Source organism: Streptococcus sp. CF8_St5-11 (assembly GCF_024295625.1).
GTDB lineage: Bacteria > Bacillota > Bacilli > Lactobacillales > Streptococcaceae > Streptococcus.
The window spans coordinates 68992-93104 of the sequence record NZ_JANCOJ010000002.1 but is presented as its reverse complement, the minus strand read 5'-3'; the positions used below and the strand labels follow the sequence as shown (position 1 = coordinate 93104).

The window sequence follows — 24113 nt, the reverse complement described above, 5'->3', positions numbered from 1 at the left end:
CTTTTTCCTAATCCATGACCAACTTCTTCTCTTCAAAGCGAATAGCGACGGTTGTGCCTTGGCCAACCTCTGAGTGGAGGCTAATCTTGTGACCCAATTGCTCTACAATTTTCTTAGACAGATAAAGCCCCAGCCCTGAGGATTGCTGAGTCATGTGGCCATTGTAACCGGAGAAGCCCCGCTCAAATACGCGGAGGACATCGCTATTTTTGATTCCAATCCCGCTGTCTTTTATATAGAGGGTCTGGTCTTTGAAATAGATCTCAATTCCACCTGTACTGGTATACTTGAGGCTATTGGACAAGAGTTGCTCGATGATGACCAAAAGCCACTTGCGATCGGTAATGACGGCGACATCCAAATCATGCAGGTTCACTGTCAAGTTCTTTTGGATAAAAAAGAGGGCATATTTGCGGACCACTTCTTTGACCAAGTCCTCTAGCGACACGCGCTTTAAGACCAGATCGTCATGAAAACTCTCCAGTCGCAGGTACTGCAGAACCAGATTGGCATAGGAGTCAATCTTGAAAAGCTCCTGCTCCATCTGCTGCTTGACAATAGGTGTCTCGACATCTTGGACCAAGAGCTGGCTTGCTGCAATGGGCGTCTTAATCTGGTGAACCCAGAGGGTGTAGTAATCCATCAGGTCATTGAACTTGGCCTGGGCTACTTTACCCTGCTCCAGGCGCGCCTGCTGTTCTTCTGTATATTTTTCATAAAGGAGATGTTCCAGTGGTGAGGCAAGCTCTATTTCCTCATACAGCAAGGCTTTGCGGTACTCCTGAAAGGTCATCGCGAAATCCCAGATCAAGATACAGATGGTAAAAAATCCTAGCATCAGAGTCGCATAGAGGAAAACCGTCCCCGTATCTGGAAAGAGAAAGGCAAAGACCAAATCGACCATCAAAAAGATGACCACTAGATAGAGCAGGCGCCTGCGGGATACCACATACTGCCAAAAGATGTTTCCATATTTATTCATGGACCAACCCATAACCGATGCCTTTCTTGGTTTCAATGAAGTTTGACAAGCCAGCCTCTTCTAATTTCTTGCGAAGGCGGGCCACATTGACAGACAAGGTATTGTCATCAATAAAGAAGTCGCTATTCCAGAGCTCTTTCATCATATCATCGCGCGCCACGATACTGCCTGCATGCTCAAACAGGACGCGCAGGATCTGAAATTCATTCTTAGTCAACTTGATGACTTCCCCTTCATACACCAAGTCCGTAGACTTGAGATTGAGGATGGCTCCCCGGTGTTCCAGCAGATTTTGATCCGTCCCAAATTCGTAAGAGCGGCGCAAGAGCCCTTGGACCTTAGCAAGGAGGACATTTTGATCAAAAGGCTTGGTGACAAAATCGTCTCCACCCATATTGATGGCCATGACAATATCCATGGCTTGATCCCGTGAGGAAAGAAACATAATCGGAACCTTTGAAACCTTGCGAATCTCCTGGCACCAGTGGTAACCATTGTAGAGAGGCAGTCCAATATCCATGAGGATCAAGTGGGGGTCGGTTTCGACAAAGATCCCAAGGACATCCATAAAATCCTCTACTGCGACCACTTCATAGCCCCATTGTTCCAATAATTGTTTGACCTGTTGGCGGATAATTTCATCGTCTTCCACTAAGAGAATTTTATGCATGGCTTTCTTTCCTTCCTTTTTCTTCTTCCTATTATAACAGATTAAGAAGCAGAGAAAAAGGCTGTTTCAGAGGGAAATAAGATCTCACTCCTACTGTCTTGATGGAAGGCGCTTTTTCTCCATCCATTTTTGTGCTATACTGAAAGAAATAAGACACGGGAGGCACAGATGTCAACGATTTTTTATTACCTAAAAGAAGTGACCTACGATTCCATATACGACCGTCCTTTCAATGAACTGGATGTCCTAGCACTGACAGAGCTGACCTATCTTCCTTTTGATCGGATCGTGCCCCAAGGGGATACGACCAATATTGAAGTCCGCTTATCTGATGCAGCAGAGCTAGTCGATCGAACCATAGATTTCATCGTGACAGACCAACACCTGCAATTAGTCGATGACTTAGCTAGTTCAAAGCGTTTTAAAAACATCAAACTCCTTAACTATGTCAACGAATATGACCCTGATGTTCAGAAGCAGTTTGCGGCTATGACCTATCGCCTTACCATGGATGTTTATTTAGTTGTCTTCAGAGGGACGGATGACACCTTGATCGGCTGGAAGGAAGACTTCCACATGACCTATATGGATCATGTCCCAGCTCAGAGGCGAGCAGCCAGCTACCTGCAAAACGTCATGAAGGAATTTCCTAAAGGGCGCTTCTTAGTAGCCGGTCACTCCAAAGGGGGCAATCTCGCAACCTATGCCTGCTCTTACCTTCCAAATCATCTGTTTGAACGGGTCGATGCCATCTACAGCTACGATGCTCCTGGCCTCAACAGGGCCATTATCGAGACCGAAGGCTACCAGCGGACGTCCCCAAACATTCTTCGCTTTGTCCCCCAAGGATCCATCGTCGGCATGATGCTAGAAGTCCCTGAGCCTGCTACAATCGTAAAAAGCCGAGCTTTTGGTGGCTTTATCCAGCATGACGCTTTTACTTGGATGATTGAGAAAGATAAATTTGTGACCCTAGATCAAACCAGTCCCGATAGCCAGCAGACCGACGAGACCTTGAAGCAGTGGGTTCGCGAAACATCGGCGGATGAGCGCAAGAAGTTCTTTGATACCTTCTTCGGCCTCTTCTTAGATGCAGGCATTACTTCAATCAATGATTTGAGGAACATGAAAAATTTCTCCAAGATCAAAGAGATCTTTCAAAATGCTCAGGATTTGGATCCCACAGAGCGAGAAATGCTGGAACGTCTAGCCAAACAACTCCTCGATACCCGTGTTCAAACTTGGAAAAAATGGCAGACGGTTCCCCGTATTCTGGTTCAAATGACTGCATTTTTCAAGCGAAAAAAAGCAGTCGAGTCCTCCTCACCTCTGCTCCTTGAGCACAAGGAGTGAGACTCAACAACTGAAAAAAGAGACCACCTCTTCTATTCACTAGAACGCAAAAATCATCTGAAATGTCTTTCAGATGATTTTCTATTTTCTATTGGTCCTGAGAAGATGGAGCATCTGGCGTGCCTTCTTCTATGGAAGCTGGTCTTGCAGGCTCTGTTTCTGTCTCAGTTGTGGCAGGCTTGCTTCCTGCTGAAGCTGCTGCTTCTGTTTCTACCGGAGTTTCTGTAGCTACAGGCGTTTCGACCGTGCTAGCTGGTTTCCCCGCTTCGCTTGCAGATGGCACCGCTGCTAACTCTGCCTGAAAGGCTTGGATAGCCTGTAGTAGGGCTGCCTTGTCACTCTTAGGATTAGCCAATTGGTCAAAGAGAGCTTCTAAGCGATCAAATACAGCATCACTAGCCCCCTTTTCCTGCAATTGTTGGTGAAGCGCCATCAATTGGTTATAGAGCTGTTGATAAAGGGCGACATCCCCAATCTGAGGCTCTTCTGTTTGCTTTTGTTTTTGCTTTTCAATGGTGTCACTGATTTCGCGTAACAGAGCTTGTCCACTTGCAATAGCCTTGTCTGGATCCGTCTCATTTACAAGCTGAGCCAAACTTGCTTCAAAGGCAGTTCGTTTGGCCTGGTCTTCGACTTGTGGCAAGAGCGACTGGATTTGCTCTGAGAGGGCTGTCAGGATGCTGGTTCGTTGACGGGATTCTGTCGCCTTGTCCAACTCTCCATATAAGCCCTTGAGGAAATCATAGACCGCTAAGTTATAAGATGGGGCCTGACTTCCTTTTTGATCCAAAACTGTTTTTTCAATAGGATAGGTTTGGCCTTTTTCTTGAGAGAAGAGCTGGTCAATTGCCTGCTTGGTTTGGTAGAGTTCCATAAAGTGAGCCTTAGCATCCCAGGCTTCTTCAAAGGCTTGGGCCCGATAGAGTTTCAAAGCTAGATCTGCCGCCTTGGTGCGCAATTCTGGTTTCAAGCGCGCATCGCTCAAACTTTGATAGAAGTACTTGAGATAGTCGACCGAGGTCACACCCGTCCGATCCTGCATCTCCTGAACAGCTTCTAATAGCTTCCCTTCCTGTTCTAAACGCTTGCTGTCCTTGGTAGCATAGGCTTCCTGCAGTTGTGCGACCAACCCTTCCTTCTTCAGTTGGAAGGTATCTGTGTCTAGCAAGCGCACTTGTTCCAGCAATTCCTGGTATCGACGATCGAGGGCTGTCTCTTCTTTTGGTTTGACCGCTTGAGTGGCATGGATGTACTGTTCATCAACCTGCTTAAGACTGGCAAGATAGCCCTCTGTTGAGTTGCTTGGGAAACTCTTGACATTTTCCAAGAAGTGGCCCAAGATGAGCTCAATCCGTCGTTGCTGCAATGGATCAGAAGCGTAAAGAGTCCGGCTTTCTGCTAAAAGTTGGTTGACCCTGTCCTCTACTGCTTTTTTATTCAAGTCTCCTTTTTTGTAAGGCGATTGGATGGTAGGAAGGCGATGGGCTAAGTAGTCTGCTAGTCCCGCTGAACGTACCTTGATGTAGTGGTTGTGATCGCCATGCGGGATGACAAACTGACCATTTTCAATCTGAAGGCTATAAGGAGAAATTCCTGAACGAAGCGCTGTTGCATAGAGTTCATTGATAAAGTCTAGTTCAGGATTACCCGTCTCAAGCGGGATCCGGACATGTTCCTTCCGTACTGCATAAGGGTGGATGTGGGTCGGATCGTATTCTTGGTCTGGATTGTTAAAGACAAAGAAACCATTGGAAATCTTAATGGCCTCACGAGGGACGCCGTAGGTCTTACTGATGTACTGGATCTTTTCCTCATCTGAGGCATCGCGAGAATAGCTGGCGACATCATCTGTCAGTGGCTGTCCCTTATCCTCTTCTTTCTTACCTGCCAGAGTTGCCTCTGCTGCTGCAATCTCTTGAGGAGAGAGGTCCTTTTTATAGAAATAATGAGCGTGGTTGCCATGAGCGACCATGTAACCGTCCTCGTCCTTACTGATGACCATATCTGCATGGAAACCATGATCATGCCCCTCTTCGTGCTCGTGATCGTGACTGTCCCCATGTTCATGCTCGTGATCATGACTGTCCCCATGTTCATGCTCGTGCTCATGGTCAACTGGTTTTGTACTTGGACTTGAAGGTCGGTTTGGACTTATTTCAGCAGGTGTAGTAGCACCTTGAGCTCGAAGCAGTTGGAATTGCCGAGCCAGCTCACGCTCTAAAGGAGATAGAGAGCTGTAAGGAATAAAGTGGAAATGATCCCCATGCGGATAAACAATTCCTTGATCGGTCCACTTGGTAATCTTACTTGGATCAAAGACAGAACCATCAGATTCCACATGACGAGAAGTCAGAGGTGCTTTCTGCAATTCTTCCATCAGACTGCTGAGAGTTGGACTCGGTTTGGAAGTAGCCGGTTTAGAAGTCGTTGGTGGCGTCTGTGTAGGGGTTGGACTGGCTGACGGCTGGTTGCTTGCTTGCTTCCCAAGGCTTGGAGAGGCTTGATTTGGAGTCCCTTGATTCTTACCTGCTTCTACACTTGGACTAGCTAAGTACGAGCTTCCAGCCTGGTGGCCACTTTGACCGCCTAGGACAGAGAGGGCTGCTGCTAACTCACCAGCAGATAAGGCACTCTTTGGAATATAATGGTAATGTCCACCATGGGGCACAATGAAGCCATCTCCTGTATCTGAAATGACATCTCCAGGGCTAAAGACATAACCATCGTCCGTACGATAGCCTCCTCCTGAATGGTTTTTAGCAGTCAGCGTTTCAAGGGTCTTCCCCTCTTTTAGCGCTTGACTAGGTTGACGGAAGTCACGGGTTTTGCCTGCCTTGTGCGAGGAGCTTGCCTGTACCGATCCCGTTTCTCCTTCTTCTTTAGCGCCTCCTTTTTGTTGTTGAGCGATCTCTTCGATCGAGCGCACATTGACCGTATGCTGCGCATCCTTTAAGTAGAGATAGTATTTACCAGCGCGTTTGATGATATAGCCGTCCTTGACCTTGCTGACAATATCAGCTTCTTGGAGCTGATAAGTTGGATCTCTCAAAATCAACTCCTCACTAAAGATGGCATCAAATGGGACCTTACCACTATAGTAATGAAAATGATCCCCATGAGAAGTGACAAAGCCTTCATCCGTAATTTTGATGACAATCTGCTCCGCCTGGGTCTTTTCCTTGGCATTGACTGCTTCGATGCTGTCTTCCTTTTTGCTGGAGGCAGTCGATGACGCTTTCTTTTCTGCCTGTAGATACTGAATCTGATTCTTTTTCTCTTCCTTAGCTTGCGGTTGCTGACTGAGCGCATAGGCACATAGCCCTATTCCCAAAGTTGCTACAATTCCAATCGTTCCCTTTTTCTTCATTCTTGATTTACTCCTCTAATTCCTTGGCTAAACTCGCCATATTTTCTTCTAAATTTGCTAATAGATCCTTATCGTTTTGCGGATCAGCTTCCAGTGGATCCAAGACCTTGACACGCGCCCCTGTTGCCTTGGCGATACTATCTGCCACCTTTGACGACGTGTGCTTCTCTACGAAGATCGTTTTCACCTGATAATCTTTAACAAACTGCTGGATCTCCGCCAATTGCCGGGCGGTTGGTTCCTGCTCAGGGGAAATCCCTGCAATCCCCAACTGCTTGAGACCAAAGCGTTTGGCCAGATAAGAAAAGGCCGTATGCTGGGTCACAAAAGTCTTTTGCCTGGCCTTGTCAAAGAGAGGCTGGTAGCGGTCTACTAGTTCCTCACAGCGCTTTTCAAGCTTTTGGGCATTGGCTTGATAGAGCTCCTTGTTCTTTGGATCGATCTCTCCCAAGCGCTGGGCGATAATCTTTCCTTCCTCTGCGATTTTTACAGGATCCAACCAAGTATGCGGATCATACAAATGCTTGTCTTCTTTTCCCTGACCAGCCTCGACATCCTCTAATCCAGCCACCTTATCAAGGGTCATTCCTTGGCTGCCTTCGATCACTCGCAACTTGGAACCTTGAAGATTGGGATCTAAGCGACCGGCCCAAGATTCCAGGGTCTGAGAATGATAGACAAATACATCCGCATCATAGATCTGGGCCACTTCCTTGGTTGAGGGTTCATAATCATGGATCCCTGCACCTGACTGAACCATCCAGATGTCATTTTGATCGCCAGAGATTTCCTTGACCAGGGCATAGATAGGATAAAAACTCGTGACAATTTTAAGACCTTTTTTAGAAGGGGGCTTGCCTGCATTTCCTTGACTTCCACAAGCTGTCAGCAGAAAGAAACCGAGAAACAAGAGTCCCAGAACCTTCATTCTTCTCCTATTCATCCTTCACCTCTTTTTCATTTTCGTTAACTAGTTTATTAATCAGTTAATTAACTAGTTAATAATACTGCTAATCATTTGCTTTGTCAAGCCTTTTTTACATTTTTTTCCTTTTAATGTTAGAGACTAACCGTTTCCTAGACCCCACGAGCCTTCCTTGCAGTAAAAAAAGCTTGAGACAAACCTGTCTCAAACTTTTTATTGACGGTAAAAATATTGATCAGCCGGATAGTTGCCTGCAGATTGAGTGACCACTAGACGTGGCTTGCTGGTATCAGACTGGTCTCCATCCGGATTTTGGAAACCGATTTTCAGAAGTCCAATCGCAGCACCAGTCTCACCCATCTTCATCTCAACATAAGGGATCTTGCTCTTCTTATCCGAGTCCGCAACAGCCTTGAGGCTACCTTGGCCCTTGACTTTTCCGTCTGCTTGGATGACGATTTCAGCACCCTTGCCATTGCGCCAGGTTCCAGCTAAGCTTGAGAAGTCGCCTCCGTTAATGGCCGCAATATCCAAATCTTTCTCTTTTTTCGGTTGCGGGTAGGCTTTCCACCACTCTAGATGGTAATCACGGTAGGCCACGTCACCAAAGAGAATCCGACGTTCTTGGGAAGCAACTCCATCAGGACCTGTCACACCTGCTGGGATCAAGTACAAGGTTTGCTCTTGCCCTTGGATCGCAGTCGCATTGGCCCCAGTGAAATAAACTTCATAATAACCTTTTCGCTTCTTGGGCTCTTTTTCTTTATTGAACAAGTAACTTGCCCGAGTGCCTCCACTCCAGAAAGTCCAGCCAGTCTCCCCATTTACAATACTTGGAAAGGCGTTGGTCTTGTTTTGGTAATATTCTTCTGGAGTATAGCCATAAAGTTTAAAACCGGAATCTGCGATTTCCTTTTCATAGGTATCATTAGAATAAGCACCTTCAAACGGTGAGAGATTGCCATCAAGGACGACATCATTTGGATCTGTCGATTTGAAAAAATCCTCTCGATTGGCAAAGACCATCTCGTGGTCGGGATTTTTGTCAGACATGGTGACCGTGATCAAAGGCTTCTTGTCTGTCTTGTATTTGAAGACACGAACAGTGACTGTAAAGTCTGTATTGCCATCGGACTTTTTCATCTTGCCTGTTGAAACTTTGTTAGACCCTTCGACCTTCCAATCCGTACTAAATTCAGCGGATACCTTACCGTCAGCCGTTTGGTAATCGATCTTCCAGGCCTTGCCCTTTTTCTCGATTTTGGCTTCATCCCGTTCATTAGAGACATAGTCACCACTCAAGTCAATGGCTTTTTCCTTTGGCTTGGTGACCTTCTTGCTAGTCTGGTTAAATTCCTTTTGATGGTCTGGTTGGATGTTGGAGCTAGAGTAGAGATAGACTCCACCGATCAGAACAACTGCTCCGACCAGCCCCAAAATCGGCCCCAGGTATTTTTTCTTCCACTTAAGATTCATTTTACTACCTCCATGGAATAAGATCTTTACACTAGTATACCCTAAATCGAAAGTATAGTAAAATTCCCCTCTATGTAGTGGTTTTCCAGGTTTGAACTGACTAGTTTGAGTAGAAAATACCTGTTTCTCAAAAATAATATTTTGTTTATCATTATTTTTTTATCGTTTTTCGATACTTTTTTATTGACTAATTTTTTATAAGGAGTATACTATAAGTGAAAAATAAATAAACTTCAAGGAGGCTTGCGATGAAAAACTCAAAAACCTTAAAAAATGTCATTGAAGTCTTAACGGCTTTCATTTACTTCTGTGGCTTTATGACCCTGGCTGCACTGGTCGTCCACCTGCTTTCACGGATGGGAGTGTTTAAAGATCTCATTCAAACTGGACGCTTGTCCTTTGATGTGAATGGCATCCAGCTCTTCCCCAAACATCCGCAACCTCTCTGGCAGTTGCTCTTCCCACTAGCCTCAAGCGCTATCTATATTTACCTTCTCATCACCATTCGCAGCTTCCTCCAAAATCTCTACCAAGAAAAGATCTTTTCTCACTCCAACATTGATCTTTGCAACCGAGCTTGGAAGATTCTCTTGGTCTTGTCCTTTATGTCTGGCACACTTGAAACCAGTGGAAATGCTTATCTCCTTCCCTTCACTTTCCAATTTACCTTTAACACAGGGCTTCTCCTTGCCGTTCCAATCGTCTGGGTCTCTGGCAAGATTTTAGAGAGAGGTATTGAGATTGCTGAAGAAAATGAGCTAACCATTTAAGGAGGGTGCCATGATTATCGTCAATCTAGATGTCATGCTGGCCAAGCGGAAAATGAAATCCAACGAGCTAGCCGACAAAATCGGCATCACGACTGCTAACCTCTCCATCCTCAAAACCGGCAAGGCCAAAGCCATCCGCTTCACCACCCTTGAAGCCATCTGCAAAGAACTCGACTGCCAGCCCGGAGATATCCTGGAATACCGGCCAGATGAATAGGAACTATATTCGGAGACTTTCCTTGGGTGAGGACGGACGGTAGCGAATCCCTTTGGGATTCCATACCTTAGATTTGAGCCCACTGTCTCAAATCTTCCGAGAGTCTGAAACAAAAATGTTTCAGACTCTTTTCTCACTGCGGAAGTCTCCGTTAACACCCATTACTAATAGGACTCATCTACCATCCTTGTAAAACTCAATGATGGGAACTATATCGACACAAGAAAAGCACTCCCGCGGGAGTGCTTATTTATCTATGTTTAGCCGATGATACTTCCATTTGGTACAGATGGATCAACAGTTAAGACTGTTAATTGATCTCCGTATTCTGCGGAAAGAATCATGCCTTGGCTGACATATTTCTTCATCATCTTACGTGGTTTAAGGTTGGCTACGATTTGGAGTTTCTTGCCGACCAATTCTTGTTCATTTGGATAGAATTTCGCGATACCAGAAAGGATTTGACGGTCTTCGCCGTCACCAGCGTCAAGACGGAAGCGAAGCAATTTGTCTGAGCCTTCGACGCGTTCCACTTCTTTGACTTCTGCTACACGGATTTCAACCTTGTCAAATTCTTCAAACTTGATCTCATCTTTTTCAGACTTGAGTTCCACTTCTTCTGGAATCCATTCTTTTTCTTGTGGTTTGCCTGCAGTCATTTGAGATTGGATGTAGGCAATTTCTTCGTCCATATCCAGACGTGGGAAGATTGGAGTTCCTTTAGCAACCACTGTGACATTTTCAGGGAAGCCTGCTAGGGTCAAGTTTTCAAGATCGAAGTCCAAGTCCAAGCCTAGTTGTTCCATGATGGCATTTGAGGTGTTCATCATGAATGGTTGGATCAAGTGAGCCACAACACGAAGGCTAGCTGCCAAGTGAGCCATGACCGCTGCCAATTGTTCCTTGTCACCATCTTCTTTAGCGAGGACCCAAGGAGCAGTCTCATCGATGTACTTGTTGGTCCGAGAGATGATGTTCCATACGGCTTCTAAAGCGCGTGGATAATCAACCGCGTTCATTTGCTTGTGGTATTCAGCGATGTTTTCTTCAACCACCTTGGCCAAATCTGCATCAAATGCTGTGACATTTTCGACATAAGCCGGAACTTGACCACCAAAGTATTTATTGATCATGGCTACCGTCCGGTTGAGGAGGTTTCCAAGGTCATTAGCCAATTCATAGTTGATGCGGGCTACGTAGTCTTCTGGTGTGAAGGTACCATCTGAACCAACTGGCAAACTGCGCATAAGGTAGTAGCGAAGCGGATCCAAGCCAAAGCGTTCTACCAACATTTCTGGGTAGATGACATTTCCTTTAGACTTAGACATCTTGCCATCTTTCATGACAAACCAACCATGGGCAATCAAACGTTCTGGCAATTTGATATCCAACATCATGAGAAGGATTGGCCAGTAGATGGAGTGGAAACGAAGAATGTCTTTTCCAACCATGTGGAAGACGGTTCCGTTCCAGAATTTGTCAAAGTTTTCATGATCTTCTTGACCGTAACCAAGAGCGGTCACATAGTTAAGAAGGGCATCGATCCATACATAGACCACGTGTTTTGGATTAGATGGGACTGGCACACCCCAGGTAAAGGTGGTTCGAGATACCGCCAAGTCTTCCAAACCTGGCTCGATGAAGTTTTTCAACATTTCATTAAGACGACCATCTGGCGTGATGAAGTCTGGTTGGGATTTGAAAAACTCAACCAAACGGTCTTGGTATTTGCTGAGACGAAGGAAATAAGATTCTTCAGAAACCCATTCTACTTCGTGGCCTGATGGGGCTACCCCACCGATGACCTTACCATTCTCATCACGGTAGACCTCAGCCAATTGGCTTTCTGTAAAGAACTCTTCATCAGATACTGAATACCAACCAGAGTATTCACCAAGGTAGATGTCGTCTTGCGCAAGCAAGCGTTCAAAGACTTGGGCCACCACTTTTTCATGGTAATCGTCTGTCGTACGGATGAATTTATCATATGAGATATCGAGTAATTGCCAGAGTTCTTTCACTCCAACGGCCATCCCATCTACATAAGCTTGCGGCGTGATCCCAGCTTCTTCTGCTTTCTGCTGGATCTTTTGACCGTGCTCATCAAGACCAGTCAGGTAGAAAACATCGTAGTTCATCATGCGTTTGTAACGCGCCAAGACGTCACAGGCGATCGTTGTGTATGCTGAACCAATATGCAATTTACCAGATGGGTAATAGATAGGGGTTGTGATGTAGAATGATTTTGTCATGTTTCTTTTCCTTTCAGGGCTAATGGAACCCAATTTAGTAACACTCTATTATAACATTTTTATGAGACCCTGAAAACCCAAAACCAGCTAGGTCTGCGACAGACAAACAAAAAAGCTGACCGAAGTCAGCTTTCTATGATTGATAACAAATCACGCTATCTTACTTTCCAAGATAGTATTCTTTTACAACGTTCAATTTTTCGTCAAATTCGAATACCAATGGTGGGAAGTTAGGGATTTCCACATCCATGATTTCGTCGTCTGACAATTGTTTGATGTGTTTAACAAGAGCACGGATTGAGTTACCGTGTGCTCCTACGAATACGTTTTTACCATCTTTAAGAGCTGGAGCGATTTTATCTTCCCAGAATGGAAGGGCACGTTCCAAAGTAACTTTCAAGTTTTCAGCATCTGGAATCACTGAATCATCAAGTGAAGCGTAACGACGGTCAGTGTGTGCTGAGTGTTCATCATCACGGTCCATTGCAGGAGGCAATACATCGTAAGAACGACGCCAGATGTGAACTTGTTCATCACCAAATTGTTCAGCAGCTTCTGCTTTGTTTTTACCAGTCAAACCACCGTAGTGACGTTCGTTCAAGCGCCATGATTTTTCAACTGGAACCCACAATTGGTCAGAAGCTTCAAGCGCAAGGTTTGTTGTTTTGATCGCACGTTTCAATACTGAAGTGTATGCTTGGTCAAATTCGATACCAGCTTCTTTGATCAATTTACCAGCGTCGATCGCTTGTTGTGTACCTTTTTCAGACAAATCAACATCAGCCCAACCAGTGAAAAGGTTAGCTTTGTTCCATTCAGACTCACCGTGGCGAGCAAAAACCAATTTTACCATTAGATGGATCTCCTTTTTATTCTCCGAGGTTCCCCCCGTTTATCTATTCTATTCTACTAGATTTTCAGTGAAAAATCTAGTGGCGACCATAGAAAAAGTGCAATTTCTCACAAAAAAGAGCCTGACGGCTCTCTTGGAATATCTTCATCATTGTTTTTGACAGTCTGGGCAAATACCATAGACAGTCATTTGGGTCTTGGTGATCTGGTAGCCACTTTGACTCGCTGCTTCTTCGCGAAGATCTGGGACTTCAATGTCCACATCTGCGATACGGCCACATTTTTCACACACCACATTCAAATGGTCATGCCCCATGAAATCAAAATAGGTCGTGGTATCATTGCGAACCTTGATCTCAGAGACAACCCCCTCATCAATTAAAACCTTGATATTGTTGTAGACAGTTGCTAGACTCATGCTTGGAAACTGAGGCAATAAATCGCGATAGATCTTCTCAGCGCTTGGATGTTCATGACTCGCCACTAAATAGGAAAGAACTGCTCTGCGAGTATCGGTAATCCGAATGCCCTTAGCACGCAAACTTTGCAAAACTTCTTCCACGCGCTCTTCTTCATGACGATGCAATGTGTTCACTATGATCCCCCCTTTCCAATTTGATTTAATCGATTCGTTACCCCTATTATAGCATGTTTCAAAATAAATCACTATTTAGAATGCTTTTAATTAAAAAAAATGTCCAGTGGACATTTTTTTCACGAGCTTGAAAACGGAAAAGCGAGGTTATGTCCAGTGGACATTGATTCACGAGCCTGAAATAGATTCATCTACTCTCAGCCGATCCAACTGGTCATCCAGCGCACGGTTCCTAAGATCATTTTGACCACGAGGATCATAAAGCAAAATTCCAGTACAAACCACAGCCCTTTCAGCAGATACAAAATAGGTCGGATAAACAACAAGGCAAAGAGTCCTAAAATGAATCGCATGGTCTTTTCTCTCTTTCTTTTTTCCTATTATACCCTTATCCTATAGAGCTGTCCAACAAAAAAACCACCCTAGAAATCTAGGATGGCTTTTCAAAATGCAATTATTTAACTGCTTCTTTAAGAGCTTTACCAGCTTTGAATGCTGGAACTTTAGAAGCTGCGATTTTGATTTCTTTACCAGTTTGTGGGTTGCGACCTTTACGAGCTGCACGTTCACGAACTTCGAAGTTACCGAAACCGATCAATTGAACTTTTTCACCTTTTGAAAGGTATTCTGAAACTGCTGCGAATACAGCGTCAACAGCTGCTGCTGAATCTTTTTTAGTCAATTCTGTAGCTTCTGCCACTTTTGCGATCAAATCTTGTTTGTTAGCCATTTAACAAATCCTCCAAATTTTTTTAGGCTTTACGCCTTAACAGTACTATAATATCTAAAAAAAGCCTTTAGGTCAAGTACTAAACCTGTTTTTTCAAACATTTATTCAGCTTATTCGTAGCGTACCAAAACTGCAAATGCATTCTCACCTGTATGGGTTTGAATAATCGATCCAGTTTCGAGAACAGGGATTGCTTTTTCAACGAGCGATTGCAACTGAGCCTTCATTTCATTGGCCCACTCTGGTGTTCCTGCATAAGAGATTCCGATCTCAGCCACCTTATTATGGGAAAGTTTCTCTACCAATTCATCCAACCATTTCTTAAAGGTCTTGTTTCCACGTCCTTTGACGATTGGTTCCAACTGATGGTCCTTCATTTGCATCACCACACGGATGTTAAGAAGCGAGCTCAAAAGTCCGGTAACACGGCCAATCCGACCACCTTTAACTAGATTTTCCAAGGTAGATACGCCGATATACAACTCTGTCTTTTCTTTGACTTCTTCGATACGAGCTAAAACGGTGTCTAGATCTGCTCCTTCTTTAGCCAACTTAGCCGCCTCAACCACTTGAAACTTCATGGCTTGGTCTGTATAGCCACTATCAATCACGGTCACATCTGCTCCAGATAAGGTTGCCCCTTGACGAGCTGCCTCTACTGTTCCTGACAAGGCATGAGACATATGAATCGAAACGATGTGAGCTCCGTCTGCTGCTAACTTTTCATACACCTCCGCAAAGACTCCAACGGGTGGTTGGCTGGTCTTTGGAAGGTTTTTGCTAGACTGCATTAAGCGCAAGAAGTCCCCTTCGCCCAACTCACTGTCGGAATAAAGGACTCCATCCACCATAACAGAAAGTGGCACAATGGTAATGCCATATTCTTCAACCACTTCAGGCTCAATTGTAATAGATGAGTCTGTAACTATTTTAATATTTGCCATATATTTCTATACTCTTCCTAAGAATGTTCTGCTTTCATTATATCAAAAAACACGGGGTTTTGCAGTGAAAGATATCTATTCCTGCTTCCTCAGTCGTCTGCGGCAGAAAAACCTGTATTATGAAGGACATGGTCATGGACAATGCCTTGATCATCCAAGAGCAATCCATGGAGGACTCCACCAAAGACAGCGCCCCCATCGACGCCCATTTTCTGATCTGAAATCCAAAGATTTTCGGTACCGACTGGCTCATTGAGCAGTCCATAGACCGGTGTATGGCCAAAGACGATCCATTTGCCTGTATGATTCTCAGCTTCATGGAATGGTTTTCGGATCCAGACCTTTTGATAATCACTGGTTTCTCGCCAATTTTCAAGGGTTAGATCCACACCAGCGTGTACAAAATAATAGGTCTCTGTCTCGTAGTCAAAAGGCAAACTACGGATGAAGGCCACCAAGTCAGGAACGGCATTTTCTACTGCTTGCGCATCCGCAATGCCATCTACAGGAGCATCGAGCGGGCGTCCCAATAGAGAATTAATGGTCGTATCGCCACCATTTCTTCGGTAGTGGTCATAACGCTCTTCTGGATTGTCCAACCAAGCTAAAAACATGTACTCGTGATTTCCGGAAAGGCAAACAGCTCCGTGATGGTCTACGTAGTCTTTTACGATCTCAATCGATCGTTTGCTGTTTTCGCCTCGATCTATCAAATCCCCTAAAAAGACCAATTGAGCTTTTCTGTCCCACTCTGTCATGAGCTCTTCTAGCATTTGTGCTTTCCCGTGAATATCTCCGACTACAAAGTATGTTGACATGGTTATAAACCTTCTTTCTCTTAACGCTTGAGAAGTTGCTCTGCCTGTTGACGGGCAGCTTCCGTTAGATCCTCTCCTGCAAGCATCTTGGCAATTTCTTCGATTCGTTCTTCTCTATTGAGCAAGCGAACCGTAGATACGGTAGAGTGTGCATCACTGATCTTTTCAATATAGAATTGATAATCCGCTGCTGCGATGACTTGAGGTAGGTGCGAGATAGCAAGCACTTGGCCATTTTGACCAATCTTATGAATTTTCGCTGCGATCGCTTGGGCCACGCGCCCAGAAACTCCTGTGTCTACCTCATCAAAGACGATACTGGTTTTTCCTTCTTTTCGAGAAAAAGCAGACTTAATGGCCAACATCAAGCGTGACAATTCTCCGCCGGATGCTACCTTGACCAGCGGTTTAAAGTCCTCACCTGGGTTAGTCGATATGTAAAATTCAACAGCTTCATTTCCTTCACGATTAAACTTAGCTTTGCTAAAGCGCACTTGAAAGCGCGCCTTGTCCATGTAAAGGTCCGCTAATTCTTGCTGGATTTCATTTTCTAAAGCTTGGGCCAGGGCATGCCGCTGATCACTCAAATCTTGAGCCAAGGATACCAAACTCTTTTCCAAACGTTTGAGTTCTTTTTCTAATTTCTCAGATGAGAGGTCACTTCCGGTGAGGAGACTATATTCTTTAGTAATTTGCGCCAGGTATTCCAAGACATCCTTGACTTGGCCACCATACTTTCGCGTGATGGAATGAATCAAATCCAAACGCGACTCCACCTGCATGAGGCGATTGCCATCAAACTCCAGACCATCGACCACATCTTCTAAGCGTTTGGTAATGTCCTCAAGGGCATAGAAGGTTTCCGCCAGCTGGCCTGAGAGCTCTTTGTAGCTGGGATCGTATTCTTCGATGCTTTCCAGATCATTCATGGCTGAGCGAACATTGGCTAGACTCGAAAACTCTTCTGCATCCAGCATGGTATAGGCATTGGTTAGGATATCTGCGATCATTTTATGATTGAGCAGGCGTTGGCGTTCTTGCTCCAAACGCACATCCTCATCCACTTCCAAGGCAGCTGCCTCAATCTCCGCAATCTGAAACTCCAACATCTCAATACGGGCCTTGTTTTCCTGCTGGTTGCGCTGGAGTTCCACCACTTGTTTGCGCAGTCGTTTGTAATCTTCAAAGGTCTGACGATAAGCGGCTTTCGTTTGGAAAAAGGCTGCATCCCCAAATTCATCTAGCATAGTGATATGCAATTGGGGGCGCATGAGTTCTTCCTGATCATGCTGGCCATGGATGTCCACCAAATGTTGGCCGACTGCTTTTAAGACCGATAAATTCACCATTTGGCCATTGATCCGACTGACACTTCGTCCATTTTGCAGGATCTCTCGGCGGATGATCAACTCATCGGTCCACTCTAGTCCTTGCTCTTCAAAGAGAGCCGTCAAGTGGCGATTGCTCTCAACAGCAAAGAGACCTTCGATTTCCGCTTTTGGGGCTCCGTGTCGAATGACATCCGTCGTTGCACGGCTTCCCAGCATCATGTTCATAGCATCGATAATGATGGATTTCCCTGCACCTGTTTCCCCTGTCAGTACCGTCATCCCCTTTTCAAAATTTAAGGAAATCTCTTCGATAATGGCAAAGTTCTTAATCGAAATTTCTAATAGCATAGGCTCTTACCACCCAAAGATTGATTTGAGGATATTCTCTGCTTCTGGTGCGGAATAAGCAATCAGTAAAATCGTATCATCATCTGCGACAATACTAAAGATATGATCCTTATAAATCTCCCTCAAACGACGTTTGACTAAAGGCGCTGTCCCTGGAACCATGGTGAAATTGACATATTCTCCCATGCGACGATGAGACAAGATATTGCTTTCAATCATCCCAATTCCTTGGTGGTGCTTACGTGGCAATTCATAGACATAGGTCATGTCTTTCAGAGGGCGTTTTACGATGCCCAATTCTTTGATATCCCGTGATACCGTCGCTTGGGTTGCTGAGATGCCTTCTTCTTTCAAATGTTCGACGATCTCTTCTTGGGTCCCTACTTCATGATCGCGAATGAAGCGGCGAATTTTTTCTAATCTGATATTCTTACTCTTCATGTTTAAATTCCTTATGTGCCAGCTCCACAACAGCCTCCAGCTGCTCTGTCGTTGGCTTTGTTTTCTCTTCTTTTTTTTCTAGATACATCAAAAATTCGATGTTGCCATGGCCTCCTTGGATAGGGGAATAATCTACTCCCATTACAGAAAAGCCATGCGTTCCTGCAAATGTAGCGACCTTTTCAAGAACCGCTAAATGAATCTTAGGATCCTTAATGATCCCATTTTTTCCGATCTGCTCGCGTCCTGCCTCAAACTGAGGTTTGACCAGCGCTACGACTTGTCCATTTTCTGCCAAAATCCGGTGAAGGGCTGGCAGAATCAAGTCCAAGGAAATAAAGCTGACATCGATACTCGCAAAGCTCGGTGTCGCTTCAAAATCATCTGGCTGGGCATAGCGGAAATTGAACTGTTCCATCGAGACTACCCGAGGATCATTGCGCAATTTCCAGGCCAACTGATTGGTCCCGACATCCACCGAAAAGACCTGGCTGGCTCCATTTTGCAGCATGACATCTGTAAAGCCACCTGTAGAAGCTCCAATATCAATCGCAATTTTATCCTCTACAGTTAAGCCAAATTGGTTCAAGGCTTTTTCTAATTTGAGTCCGCCGCGGCTGACATGCTTGAGCTTTTCACCCTTTAATTTCAACTCGGTCGCTTCATCAATTTTTTCACCCGGTTTATCAAAGCGCTCACCATTGATAACGGCAACGACAAGGCCTGCCATCACCCCTCTTTTGGCTTGTTCGCGGGTATCAAATAGGCCTTGTTTATAGGCTAATACATCCACTCTTTCCTTAGCCATCTATTCGTAATCCTTCTATTAATTTCTTGATTGCTTGCGGATCAAAGTCGCAAGAAGCTGTCATCTGATCCAACAAGTTCTCGCAAACGTCTAATTCGCTTGTAAGCAAAGCTTTTGATTCTTCCAATCCCAAGAGGGCTGGATAAGTCGATTTTTCTGCCACTAAGTCCTTTTGAGGAGTCTTACCCAGAGCTTCAAAATCAGCGACCAAATCCAAAATATCATCCCGTACTTGAAAAGCCAGCCCTAATGTTTTCCCAATTGTTTCTAAAAGCTGACCAATGTCTGCTTGCAACTCTAAAATCGAGGCTGCTGCGATGAATGGATAGGCAAGGAGACGTCCTGTCTTATTGGCATGGATGGTTTGCAATTCTGCTAGAGTGAGCTGTTTGTGCTCCCCTTCCATGTCAAGGACTTGGCCAGCTACCATTCCACGACTGCCGGAAGCATCTGATAACTCAAGGATCAAAGAGACCTTGACCGCATATGAAAGGTCACTCGCAGCAATCATTCCAAAGGGATCGAGGAAAAGTGCATCTCCTGCTAAAATTGCCAGGTCTTCTCCAAATTTCTTGTGGTTGGTCAATTGCCCCCGACGGTAATCGTCATTGTCCATGGCCGGTAGATCATCATGAATAAGGCTTCCTGTGTGGATCATCTCCAAAGCCCCTGCCACTTGAAAATGAGCCTCTGTCAACTCCTGACCGAAGGCTTCTAACAATTCTAGAAGAAGCATTGGGCGCAGGCGTTTTCCACCTGCTTGAATCGAATAAAGGACCGACTCCACTAAATGGGGAGCGATGGATTTTTCCTCATAAAAAGAGCGAATCGCTTGTTCTACTCTATTTCGTTTTTCTTCTTGTCTCATGCTAGATCCGCTTCAGTACCATCTGCTTGCATGACCTTGACCAAGGTTTTCTCTGCTTGATCCAAGGTATCTTGCAATTCTTTTGACAACTTCATTCCTTTTTGGAATTCTGTAATCGCTTCTTCAAGAGCCACATCACCACTCTCCAATTTTTGGACGATGTCTTCCAAATCTGCTAAATTTTCTTCAAATTTCTTTTCTTTCGACATGTTTTACCTCTACTTCTAACTGGCCATCTCTCATGATGAGGGACAGCGGGTCTCCTTCTTTTACTTTCGCAACCGAATCCAAGACTTGATCGTCTTGCTTGACCATGGCATAGCCACGCGCAATAATCCGACTGGTATCCAGCATCAATAGGGCTTCTGATAAACCTTGCACCTTGACCTTTTGATCTTTTAGGACTTGTTCCATTCGACTGGTTAAGATCCTCTTATCTTGGAGAACACGGTCTTGATAACGCTCGATACGATGCAATGGAGACATAGCTTCTAAGCGATGACGCAGACCTTGTAGCTGATTGGCCCCTTGTCCATAAGCATCCCGCATCCCTTGTTTCAAGCGCAATTGCAACTGGTCAATCTTTTGCAGGTAGCCATCATAGAGTCTTTCAGGCTGTCTAAAAATAACCGATTGACTTAATTTGGCCAAACGTTCTCGATTATAGGCCAAACGATTGGACATGGCTGTTGCCATGCGATTCTCCTGCTTTTGTAAATGCGACAAGAGATCTAATTTCGTCACCGGAGTGGCTAATTCAGCTGCTGCCGTCGGAGTAGCGGCTCGTCGGTCCGCTACAAAATCTGCTAGAGTCGTGTCTGTCTCATGTCCCACACTGGAAATAATGGGAATTCTAGACTCAAAAATAGCCCGCACAACTGGCTCTTCATTAAAGGCCCAGAGGTCTTCAATCGAACCACCCCCACGACCGATGATCAAGACATCTAGGTCCGTCCGAGCATTGGCCTTCTGGATATTAGCAACCACCTCACTTGCAGCGCCTTCTCCCTGGACCTTGGTCGGGTAGAGTACGATGTCCACACCAGGAAAACGACGGCTCACCGTTGTGATAATATCGCGAATCACGGCCCCACTTTGACTAGTGACCACCCCGATCTTTCTTGGGAATTGCGGTAGAGCTTGCTTCCACCGATCCTGAAAAAGCCCTTCTTCGGTCAACTTTTTCTTGAGTTGCTCAAATTGGATGGCTAAGGCCCCTACCCCATCTGGCTCCGCCTTTTCGATGACAATGGAATAACTCCCACTTGGTTCATAAAGCTGAATCCGTCCAATGACGTTGATCTTCATGCCTTCTTCTAGCTCAAAGCCAAAACTCTTATAGATCCCAGCCCAAACAGTCGCCTGAATCACAGCCTTTTCATCCTTTAGAGAGAAATACTGGTGATTGGGACGCTTCCGAAAATTCGAGACCTGACCTGTCAAATAGACCCGCTCCAAATAGGGGTCCTTATCAAATTTTAACTTGAGGTATTTGGTCAGACTGGATACGGATAAATAGTTGGACATAGGAACTCCTTTCTACAGAATATGATCAAGTTTAATTATACCAAAAAACACCAAAAAAAGCTGGCAGACAAAGCGAAATCATGAATTTCCTTTCTCTCCAAGCCTCATTTTATTCAAGTCACTTTCTACTGGTCTATTTTAAACCAGCTTCCCTATTTTTCACACTTCTCTAATCGTTCAATAAAGGAGCTAAGAAGTGCTTGGGGTTCCCCTTCATTTGGGTAGGCATAACTAATATAGAAGACTGTTTTTTCCTCTTCAACCAGCGGAATTTTGACAAGATTTGGATATTCTGGAAAAAGAGTCAGATCGGTCATGAGGCCAATCCCTAAATTTTCTTCGATGAAACTCAAAACCAAGTTGGAATCAGTCAAGACAACAGTAGACTGTGCCAAGTCGTCAAAGCGAGCATTCAAGCGTTTAAAAGCAGTCATGTGCACATGGTGTTCATCCAACAAAATGAAGGTCTCCTCTAAGACCTCCTTAAAAGAAATTTCTTTGCGATCTGCTAGTGGATGATCTTTCGAAACAATCACAAAAAATTCTTTCTTATATAAGAGCTGACTGGTCAAATGCGCGTGTGAAATAGGTTCTAAGCTTCCTAGTAGACTAAAGTCTAAATCTCCACGCATCAACAATCGTATCAAGTCTCTTGAGCCTAACTGCACCAATTGCGATTGACGAAAAATCTCAAGCTCTTCATCATGCGTACCAAATTTTTTCATGATATCACTGGTGATCAATGGCGGTAGCCCAATGCGCAACAGATTCTTTTTACTTCGTTCAACAGCTTTTTCCGTCTTTTCGATTTCGATTAAAATCTCTCGCGCGTGATTGGCTAGAACCTTCCCCGTCTGAGTCAGGTGCAAAACACGATTAGAAGACGATTTTTCTACCAACTGGCACCCATAGTGGTCCTCTAATCGCTTGATGGCATAGGTCACAGTTGGTTGACTTACTTGAAAATAATGCGCCACGTCCGTATAAGACTTTAGCTTCGACAGTTGATAAAAATATTCCAAGTCCCGGATATTCATCTGTATCCCTCTATTTCTACAATTTCCATTTCCTTCATTTTAACATAAAAATCTTACTTATAAAATTTTTTTATAAGGATAAGGGAAGTTGACTATAAGAAACACAGAAGACTATAATGGCTTGCGTGAGAAAAATCTTACAGATAAAATATTTATGAGGAGTATTTCGCAATGAAATCACATGAAATTTTAAACAATCCATTCCTTAATAAAGGAACTGCTTTCACAATGGAAGAACGTAAAAAACTTGGCCTAATTGGTCTTCTTCCTCCATATGTTCAAAGCATCGAAGAACAAGCTGAACAAGCTTACCAACACTTCTTACGCAAACCATCTGACCTTGAAAAACGTCTTTTCTTGATGGAAATCTTTAACACAAATCGTACTCTTTTCTACTACCTCTTTAACCAACACATCGTTGAGTTCAACCCAATCGTCTATGATCCAGTGATCGCAGACACCATTGAACAATATTCTGAACTCTTTGTAGACCCACAATATGCAGCTTACCTTGATATTAACCATCCCGAAAATATCGAAGAAACATTGAAAAATGCGGCTGGCGATCGCGATATCCGCTTGATCGTTGCAACTGATGCAGAAGGAATCCTTGGTATTGGTGACTGGGGTGTCCAAGGGGTTGACATTTCTGTAGGAAAACTCATGGTCTACACTGCTGCAGCCGGAATTGATCCAGCTTGCGTTATGCCTCTTGTCATCGATGCTGGTACCAATCGTGAAGAATTGTTGAACAATCCAATGTATCTTGGAAACCGTCATGAACGTGTTCGTGGTGAAAAATACGATGCCTTTATCGATCAATTTGTTCAAACAGCTGGAAAACTTTTCCCTAAATTGTACCTTCACTGGGAAGACTTCGGTCGTTCAAATGCAGCTGATATCTTGAACCGTTACAAGACAGAAATTCCAACTTTCAACGATGATATTCAAGGTACTGGTATTGTTGTCTTGGGCGGTATCTTTGGAGCGATGGATATCACTGGCGAAAAATTGACAGACCAAGTTTACCTTTGCTATGGTGGTGGTTCTGCTGGTGCTGGTATCGCAGACCGTGTTCACGCTGAAATGGTTGCAGAAGGTCTTTCTCCAGAAGAAGCTTACAAACGTTTCTTCATGATCGATAAACAAGGTCTTTTGTTTGATGATATGGAAGATTTGACGCCAGCTCAAAAACCATTTGCTAAGAAACGTTCTGACTTCGAAGGTAAAGGCGATATGACCAACCTTCTTGAAGTGATCAAAACCGTAAAACCAACGATCTTGGTCGGAACTTCTACAAACCCAGGTGCCTTCACTAAAGAAGTCGTTGAAGCCATGTGTGAAAACACTGAACGCCCAGTTATCTTCCCAATTTCTAACCCAACCAAAAAATTGGAAGCAACAGCCCAACAAGTCATCGAATGGTCAGACGGTAAAGCCTTTGTCGCTACCGGTGTCCCTTCAGGAACCATCAGCTACAAAGGTGTGGACTACGAAATCGGTCAAGCCAATAACGCTTTGATCTACCCAGGTCTTGGTCTTGGTATGTTGGCATCTGAAGCCAAATTGTTGACAGATGAAATGATTGGGGCAGCTGCTCATTCATTGTCAGGTATTGTCAATCCAGGCCAACCAGGTGCGCCAGTCCTTCCACCATTCCAATATGTGGCTGATGTGTCTATCAAGGTGGCAGAAGCTGTTGCTAAGAAAGCCCAAGAACAAGGTCTTGCACAAGCCAAAGAAACAGATATGGCAAAAGCTGTACGTGATCTTAAATGGTATCCTAAATACTAATAAGGAGC

General features: G+C 44.5%; 22 protein-coding genes. 4 read left to right on the top strand and 18 right to left on the bottom strand.

The genetic code is table 11. The annotated features are described in order from the left end of the window. Positions 1–7 precede the first annotated feature (7 nt). Together NMM13_RS04180 and NMM13_RS04175 are read right to left on the bottom strand one after the other, a co-directional pair. Positions 8–982, bottom strand: coding sequence for a sensor histidine kinase (locus NMM13_RS04180; RefSeq protein ID WP_254727957.1), 975 nt, complete (start codon positions 980–982; stop codon positions 8–10). Then, positions 975–1652, bottom strand: coding sequence for a response regulator transcription factor (locus tag NMM13_RS04175; RefSeq protein WP_254727959.1), 678 nt, complete (start codon positions 1650–1652; stop codon positions 975–977). Before NMM13_RS04175 ends, NMM13_RS04180 begins: the two co-directional genes overlap by 8 nt. Positions 1653–1820: 168 nt before the next feature. On the opposite strand from NMM13_RS04175, the gene NMM13_RS04170 reads away from it, so the two are divergent. Further along, positions 1821–3005, top strand: coding sequence for a DUF2974 domain-containing protein (locus NMM13_RS04170; RefSeq protein WP_254727961.1), 1185 nt, complete (start codon positions 1821–1823; stop codon positions 3003–3005). A gap of 88 nt (positions 3006–3093) precedes the next feature. On the opposite strand, the gene NMM13_RS04165 is transcribed toward NMM13_RS04170, so the two are convergent. The 3 genes from NMM13_RS04165 to NMM13_RS04155 form a co-directional block, all read right to left on the bottom strand. Then, positions 3094–6372 (bottom strand): pneumococcal-type histidine triad protein, encoded by a 3279-nt coding sequence (locus tag NMM13_RS04165; RefSeq protein WP_254727962.1) that lies wholly within the window; start codon positions 6370–6372, stop codon positions 3094–3096. Between the two features lie 7 nt (positions 6373–6379). Next, positions 6380–7315, bottom strand: coding sequence for a metal ABC transporter solute-binding protein, Zn/Mn family (locus NMM13_RS04160; RefSeq protein ID WP_254727964.1), 936 nt, complete (start codon positions 7313–7315; stop codon positions 6380–6382). A gap of 195 nt (positions 7316–7510) precedes the next feature. Then, on the bottom strand, positions 7511–8773 hold the full coding sequence (locus tag NMM13_RS04155) for a DUF6287 domain-containing protein (RefSeq protein ID WP_023917492.1): 1263 nt from the start codon (positions 8771–8773) through the stop codon (positions 7511–7513). Between the two features lie 248 nt (positions 8774–9021). On the opposite strand from NMM13_RS04155, the gene NMM13_RS04150 reads away from it, so the two are divergent. Both NMM13_RS04150 and NMM13_RS04145 read left to right on the top strand, forming a co-directional pair. Continuing rightward, positions 9022–9543, top strand: a complete 522-nt coding sequence (locus NMM13_RS04150) for a DUF2975 domain-containing protein (RefSeq protein ID WP_049472929.1) — start codon at positions 9022–9024, stop codon at positions 9541–9543. Between the two features lie 10 nt (positions 9544–9553). Beyond that, the gene (locus NMM13_RS04145) at positions 9554–9760 is read left to right on the top strand and encodes a helix-turn-helix transcriptional regulator (RefSeq protein ID WP_003006064.1); all 207 of its coding nucleotides are present in this window, start codon (positions 9554–9556) and stop codon (positions 9758–9760) included. Positions 9761–10020: 260 nt separating this feature from the next. Here NMM13_RS04145 and metG read toward each other — a convergent pair whose 3' ends face one another. From metG to NMM13_RS04080, 13 genes are all read right to left on the bottom strand, one after another. Further along, positions 10021–12012: a methionine--tRNA ligase gene (gene metG, locus NMM13_RS04140; RefSeq protein ID WP_254727966.1), complete on the bottom strand. Its 1992-nt coding sequence runs from the start codon at positions 12010–12012 to the stop codon at positions 10021–10023. A gap of 160 nt (positions 12013–12172) precedes the next feature. Beyond that, positions 12173–12865, bottom strand: a complete 693-nt coding sequence (locus NMM13_RS04135; RefSeq protein ID WP_003012031.1) for a phosphoglycerate mutase — start codon at positions 12863–12865, stop codon at positions 12173–12175. A 147-nt stretch (positions 12866–13012) separates the two neighbouring features. Then, the gene (locus tag NMM13_RS04130) at positions 13013–13459 is read right to left on the bottom strand and encodes a Fur family transcriptional regulator (RefSeq protein ID WP_080976936.1); all 447 of its coding nucleotides are present in this window, start codon (positions 13457–13459) and stop codon (positions 13013–13015) included. A gap of 454 nt (positions 13460–13913) precedes the next feature. Next, entirely contained in the window at positions 13914–14189 is a 276-nt protein-coding gene (locus NMM13_RS04125) for an HU family DNA-binding protein (protein ID WP_003006038.1), read from the bottom strand. Between the two features lie 110 nt (positions 14190–14299). After that, complete coding sequence (locus tag NMM13_RS04120) at positions 14300–15133, bottom strand: DegV family protein (RefSeq protein WP_254727968.1); 834 nt, start codon at positions 15131–15133, stop codon at positions 14300–14302. An 89-nt stretch (positions 15134–15222) separates the two neighbouring features. After that, a complete protein-coding gene (locus NMM13_RS04115; RefSeq protein ID WP_254727970.1) occupies positions 15223–15951 on the bottom strand; it encodes a metallophosphoesterase in 729 nt (242 codons plus the stop codon). Between the two features lie 20 nt (positions 15952–15971). Next, on the bottom strand, positions 15972–17630 hold the full coding sequence (gene recN / locus NMM13_RS04110; RefSeq protein ID WP_254727971.1) for a DNA repair protein RecN: 1659 nt from the start codon (positions 17628–17630) through the stop codon (positions 15972–15974). A gap of 6 nt (positions 17631–17636) precedes the next feature. Next, on the bottom strand, positions 17637–18071 hold the full coding sequence (locus NMM13_RS04105) for an arginine repressor (protein WP_003012247.1): 435 nt from the start codon (positions 18069–18071) through the stop codon (positions 17637–17639). Continuing rightward, complete coding sequence (locus tag NMM13_RS04100; protein WP_254727973.1) at positions 18061–18879, bottom strand: TlyA family RNA methyltransferase; 819 nt, start codon at positions 18877–18879, stop codon at positions 18061–18063. Before NMM13_RS04100 ends, NMM13_RS04105 begins: the two co-directional genes overlap by 11 nt. Beyond that, the gene (locus tag NMM13_RS04095; protein WP_254727975.1) at positions 18872–19747 is read right to left on the bottom strand and encodes a polyprenyl synthetase family protein; all 876 of its coding nucleotides are present in this window, start codon (positions 19745–19747) and stop codon (positions 18872–18874) included. Before NMM13_RS04095 ends, NMM13_RS04100 begins: the two co-directional genes overlap by 8 nt. Then, complete coding sequence (locus NMM13_RS04090) at positions 19744–19956, bottom strand: exodeoxyribonuclease VII small subunit (protein WP_254727977.1); 213 nt, start codon at positions 19954–19956, stop codon at positions 19744–19746. Before NMM13_RS04090 ends, NMM13_RS04095 begins: the two co-directional genes overlap by 4 nt. Next, positions 19934–21274 (bottom strand): exodeoxyribonuclease VII large subunit, encoded by a 1341-nt coding sequence (gene xseA / locus NMM13_RS04085; protein WP_254727978.1) that lies wholly within the window; start codon positions 21272–21274, stop codon positions 19934–19936. The genes NMM13_RS04090 and xseA overlap by 23 nt, the downstream gene beginning before the upstream one ends. A 152-nt stretch (positions 21275–21426) precedes the next feature. Next, positions 21427–22311 carry a LysR family transcriptional regulator gene (locus NMM13_RS04080; protein ID WP_254727980.1) on the bottom strand — a complete coding sequence of 295 codons (885 nt, stop codon included), beginning with the start codon at positions 22309–22311 and terminating at the stop codon, positions 21427–21429. 171 nt (positions 22312–22482) lie between these two features. On the opposite strand from NMM13_RS04080, the gene NMM13_RS04075 reads away from it, so the two are divergent. Beyond that, the gene (locus NMM13_RS04075; RefSeq protein ID WP_254727982.1) at positions 22483–24105 is read left to right on the top strand and encodes a malolactic enzyme; all 1623 of its coding nucleotides are present in this window, start codon (positions 22483–22485) and stop codon (positions 24103–24105) included. Positions 24106–24113: the final 8 nt, after the last annotated feature.

Excerpts from the sequence above, each read along its gene's own strand:
- NMM13_RS04090 (WP_254727977.1), bottom strand. The coding sequence starts at position 19,956 with ATGTCGAAAGAAAAGAAATTTGAAGAAAATTTAGCAGATTTGGAAGAC.
- metG (WP_254727966.1), bottom strand. The coding sequence starts at position 12,012 with ATGACAAAATCATTCTACATCACAACCCCTATCTATTACCCATCTGGT.
- recN (WP_254727971.1), bottom strand. The coding sequence starts at position 17,630 with ATGCTATTAGAAATTTCGATTAAGAACTTTGCCATTATCGAAGAGATT.
- NMM13_RS04175 (WP_254727959.1), bottom strand. The coding sequence starts at position 1,652 with ATGCATAAAATTCTCTTAGTGGAAGACGATGAAATTATCCGCCAACAG.
- NMM13_RS04160 (WP_254727964.1), bottom strand. The coding sequence starts at position 7,315 with ATGAATAGGAGAAGAATGAAGGTTCTGGGACTCTTGTTTCTCGGTTTC.
- NMM13_RS04125 (WP_003006038.1), bottom strand. The coding sequence starts at position 14,189 with ATGGCTAACAAACAAGATTTGATCGCAAAAGTGGCAGAAGCTACAGAA.
- NMM13_RS04120 (WP_254727968.1), bottom strand. The coding sequence starts at position 15,133 with ATGGCAAATATTAAAATAGTTACAGACTCATCTATTACAATTGAGCCT.
- NMM13_RS04115 (WP_254727970.1), bottom strand. The coding sequence starts at position 15,951 with ATGTCAACATACTTTGTAGTCGGAGATATTCACGGGAAAGCACAAATG.
- NMM13_RS04105 (WP_003012247.1), bottom strand. The coding sequence starts at position 18,071 with ATGAAGAGTAAGAATATCAGATTAGAAAAAATTCGCCGCTTCATTCGC.
- NMM13_RS04095 (WP_254727975.1), bottom strand. The coding sequence starts at position 19,747 with ATGAGACAAGAAGAAAAACGAAATAGAGTAGAACAAGCGATTCGCTCT.
- NMM13_RS04170 (WP_254727961.1), top strand. The coding sequence starts at position 1,821 with ATGTCAACGATTTTTTATTACCTAAAAGAAGTGACCTACGATTCCATA.
- NMM13_RS04145 (WP_003006064.1), top strand. The coding sequence starts at position 9,554 with ATGATTATCGTCAATCTAGATGTCATGCTGGCCAAGCGGAAAATGAAA.
- NMM13_RS04165 (WP_254727962.1), bottom strand. The coding sequence starts at position 6,372 with ATGAAGAAAAAGGGAACGATTGGAATTGTAGCAACTTTGGGAATAGGG.
- NMM13_RS04150 (WP_049472929.1), top strand. The coding sequence starts at position 9,022 with ATGAAAAACTCAAAAACCTTAAAAAATGTCATTGAAGTCTTAACGGCT.
- NMM13_RS04155 (WP_023917492.1), bottom strand. The coding sequence starts at position 8,773 with ATGAATCTTAAGTGGAAGAAAAAATACCTGGGGCCGATTTTGGGGCTG.
- NMM13_RS04080 (WP_254727980.1), bottom strand. The coding sequence starts at position 22,311 with ATGAATATCCGGGACTTGGAATATTTTTATCAACTGTCGAAGCTAAAG.
- NMM13_RS04075 (WP_254727982.1), top strand. The coding sequence starts at position 22,483 with ATGAAATCACATGAAATTTTAAACAATCCATTCCTTAATAAAGGAACT.
- NMM13_RS04135 (WP_003012031.1), bottom strand. The coding sequence starts at position 12,865 with ATGGTAAAATTGGTTTTTGCTCGCCACGGTGAGTCTGAATGGAACAAA.
- NMM13_RS04100 (WP_254727973.1), bottom strand. The coding sequence starts at position 18,879 with ATGGCTAAGGAAAGAGTGGATGTATTAGCCTATAAACAAGGCCTATTT.
- xseA (WP_254727978.1), bottom strand. The coding sequence starts at position 21,274 with ATGTCCAACTATTTATCCGTATCCAGTCTGACCAAATACCTCAAGTTA.
- NMM13_RS04180 (WP_254727957.1), bottom strand. The coding sequence starts at position 982 with ATGAATAAATATGGAAACATCTTTTGGCAGTATGTGGTATCCCGCAGG.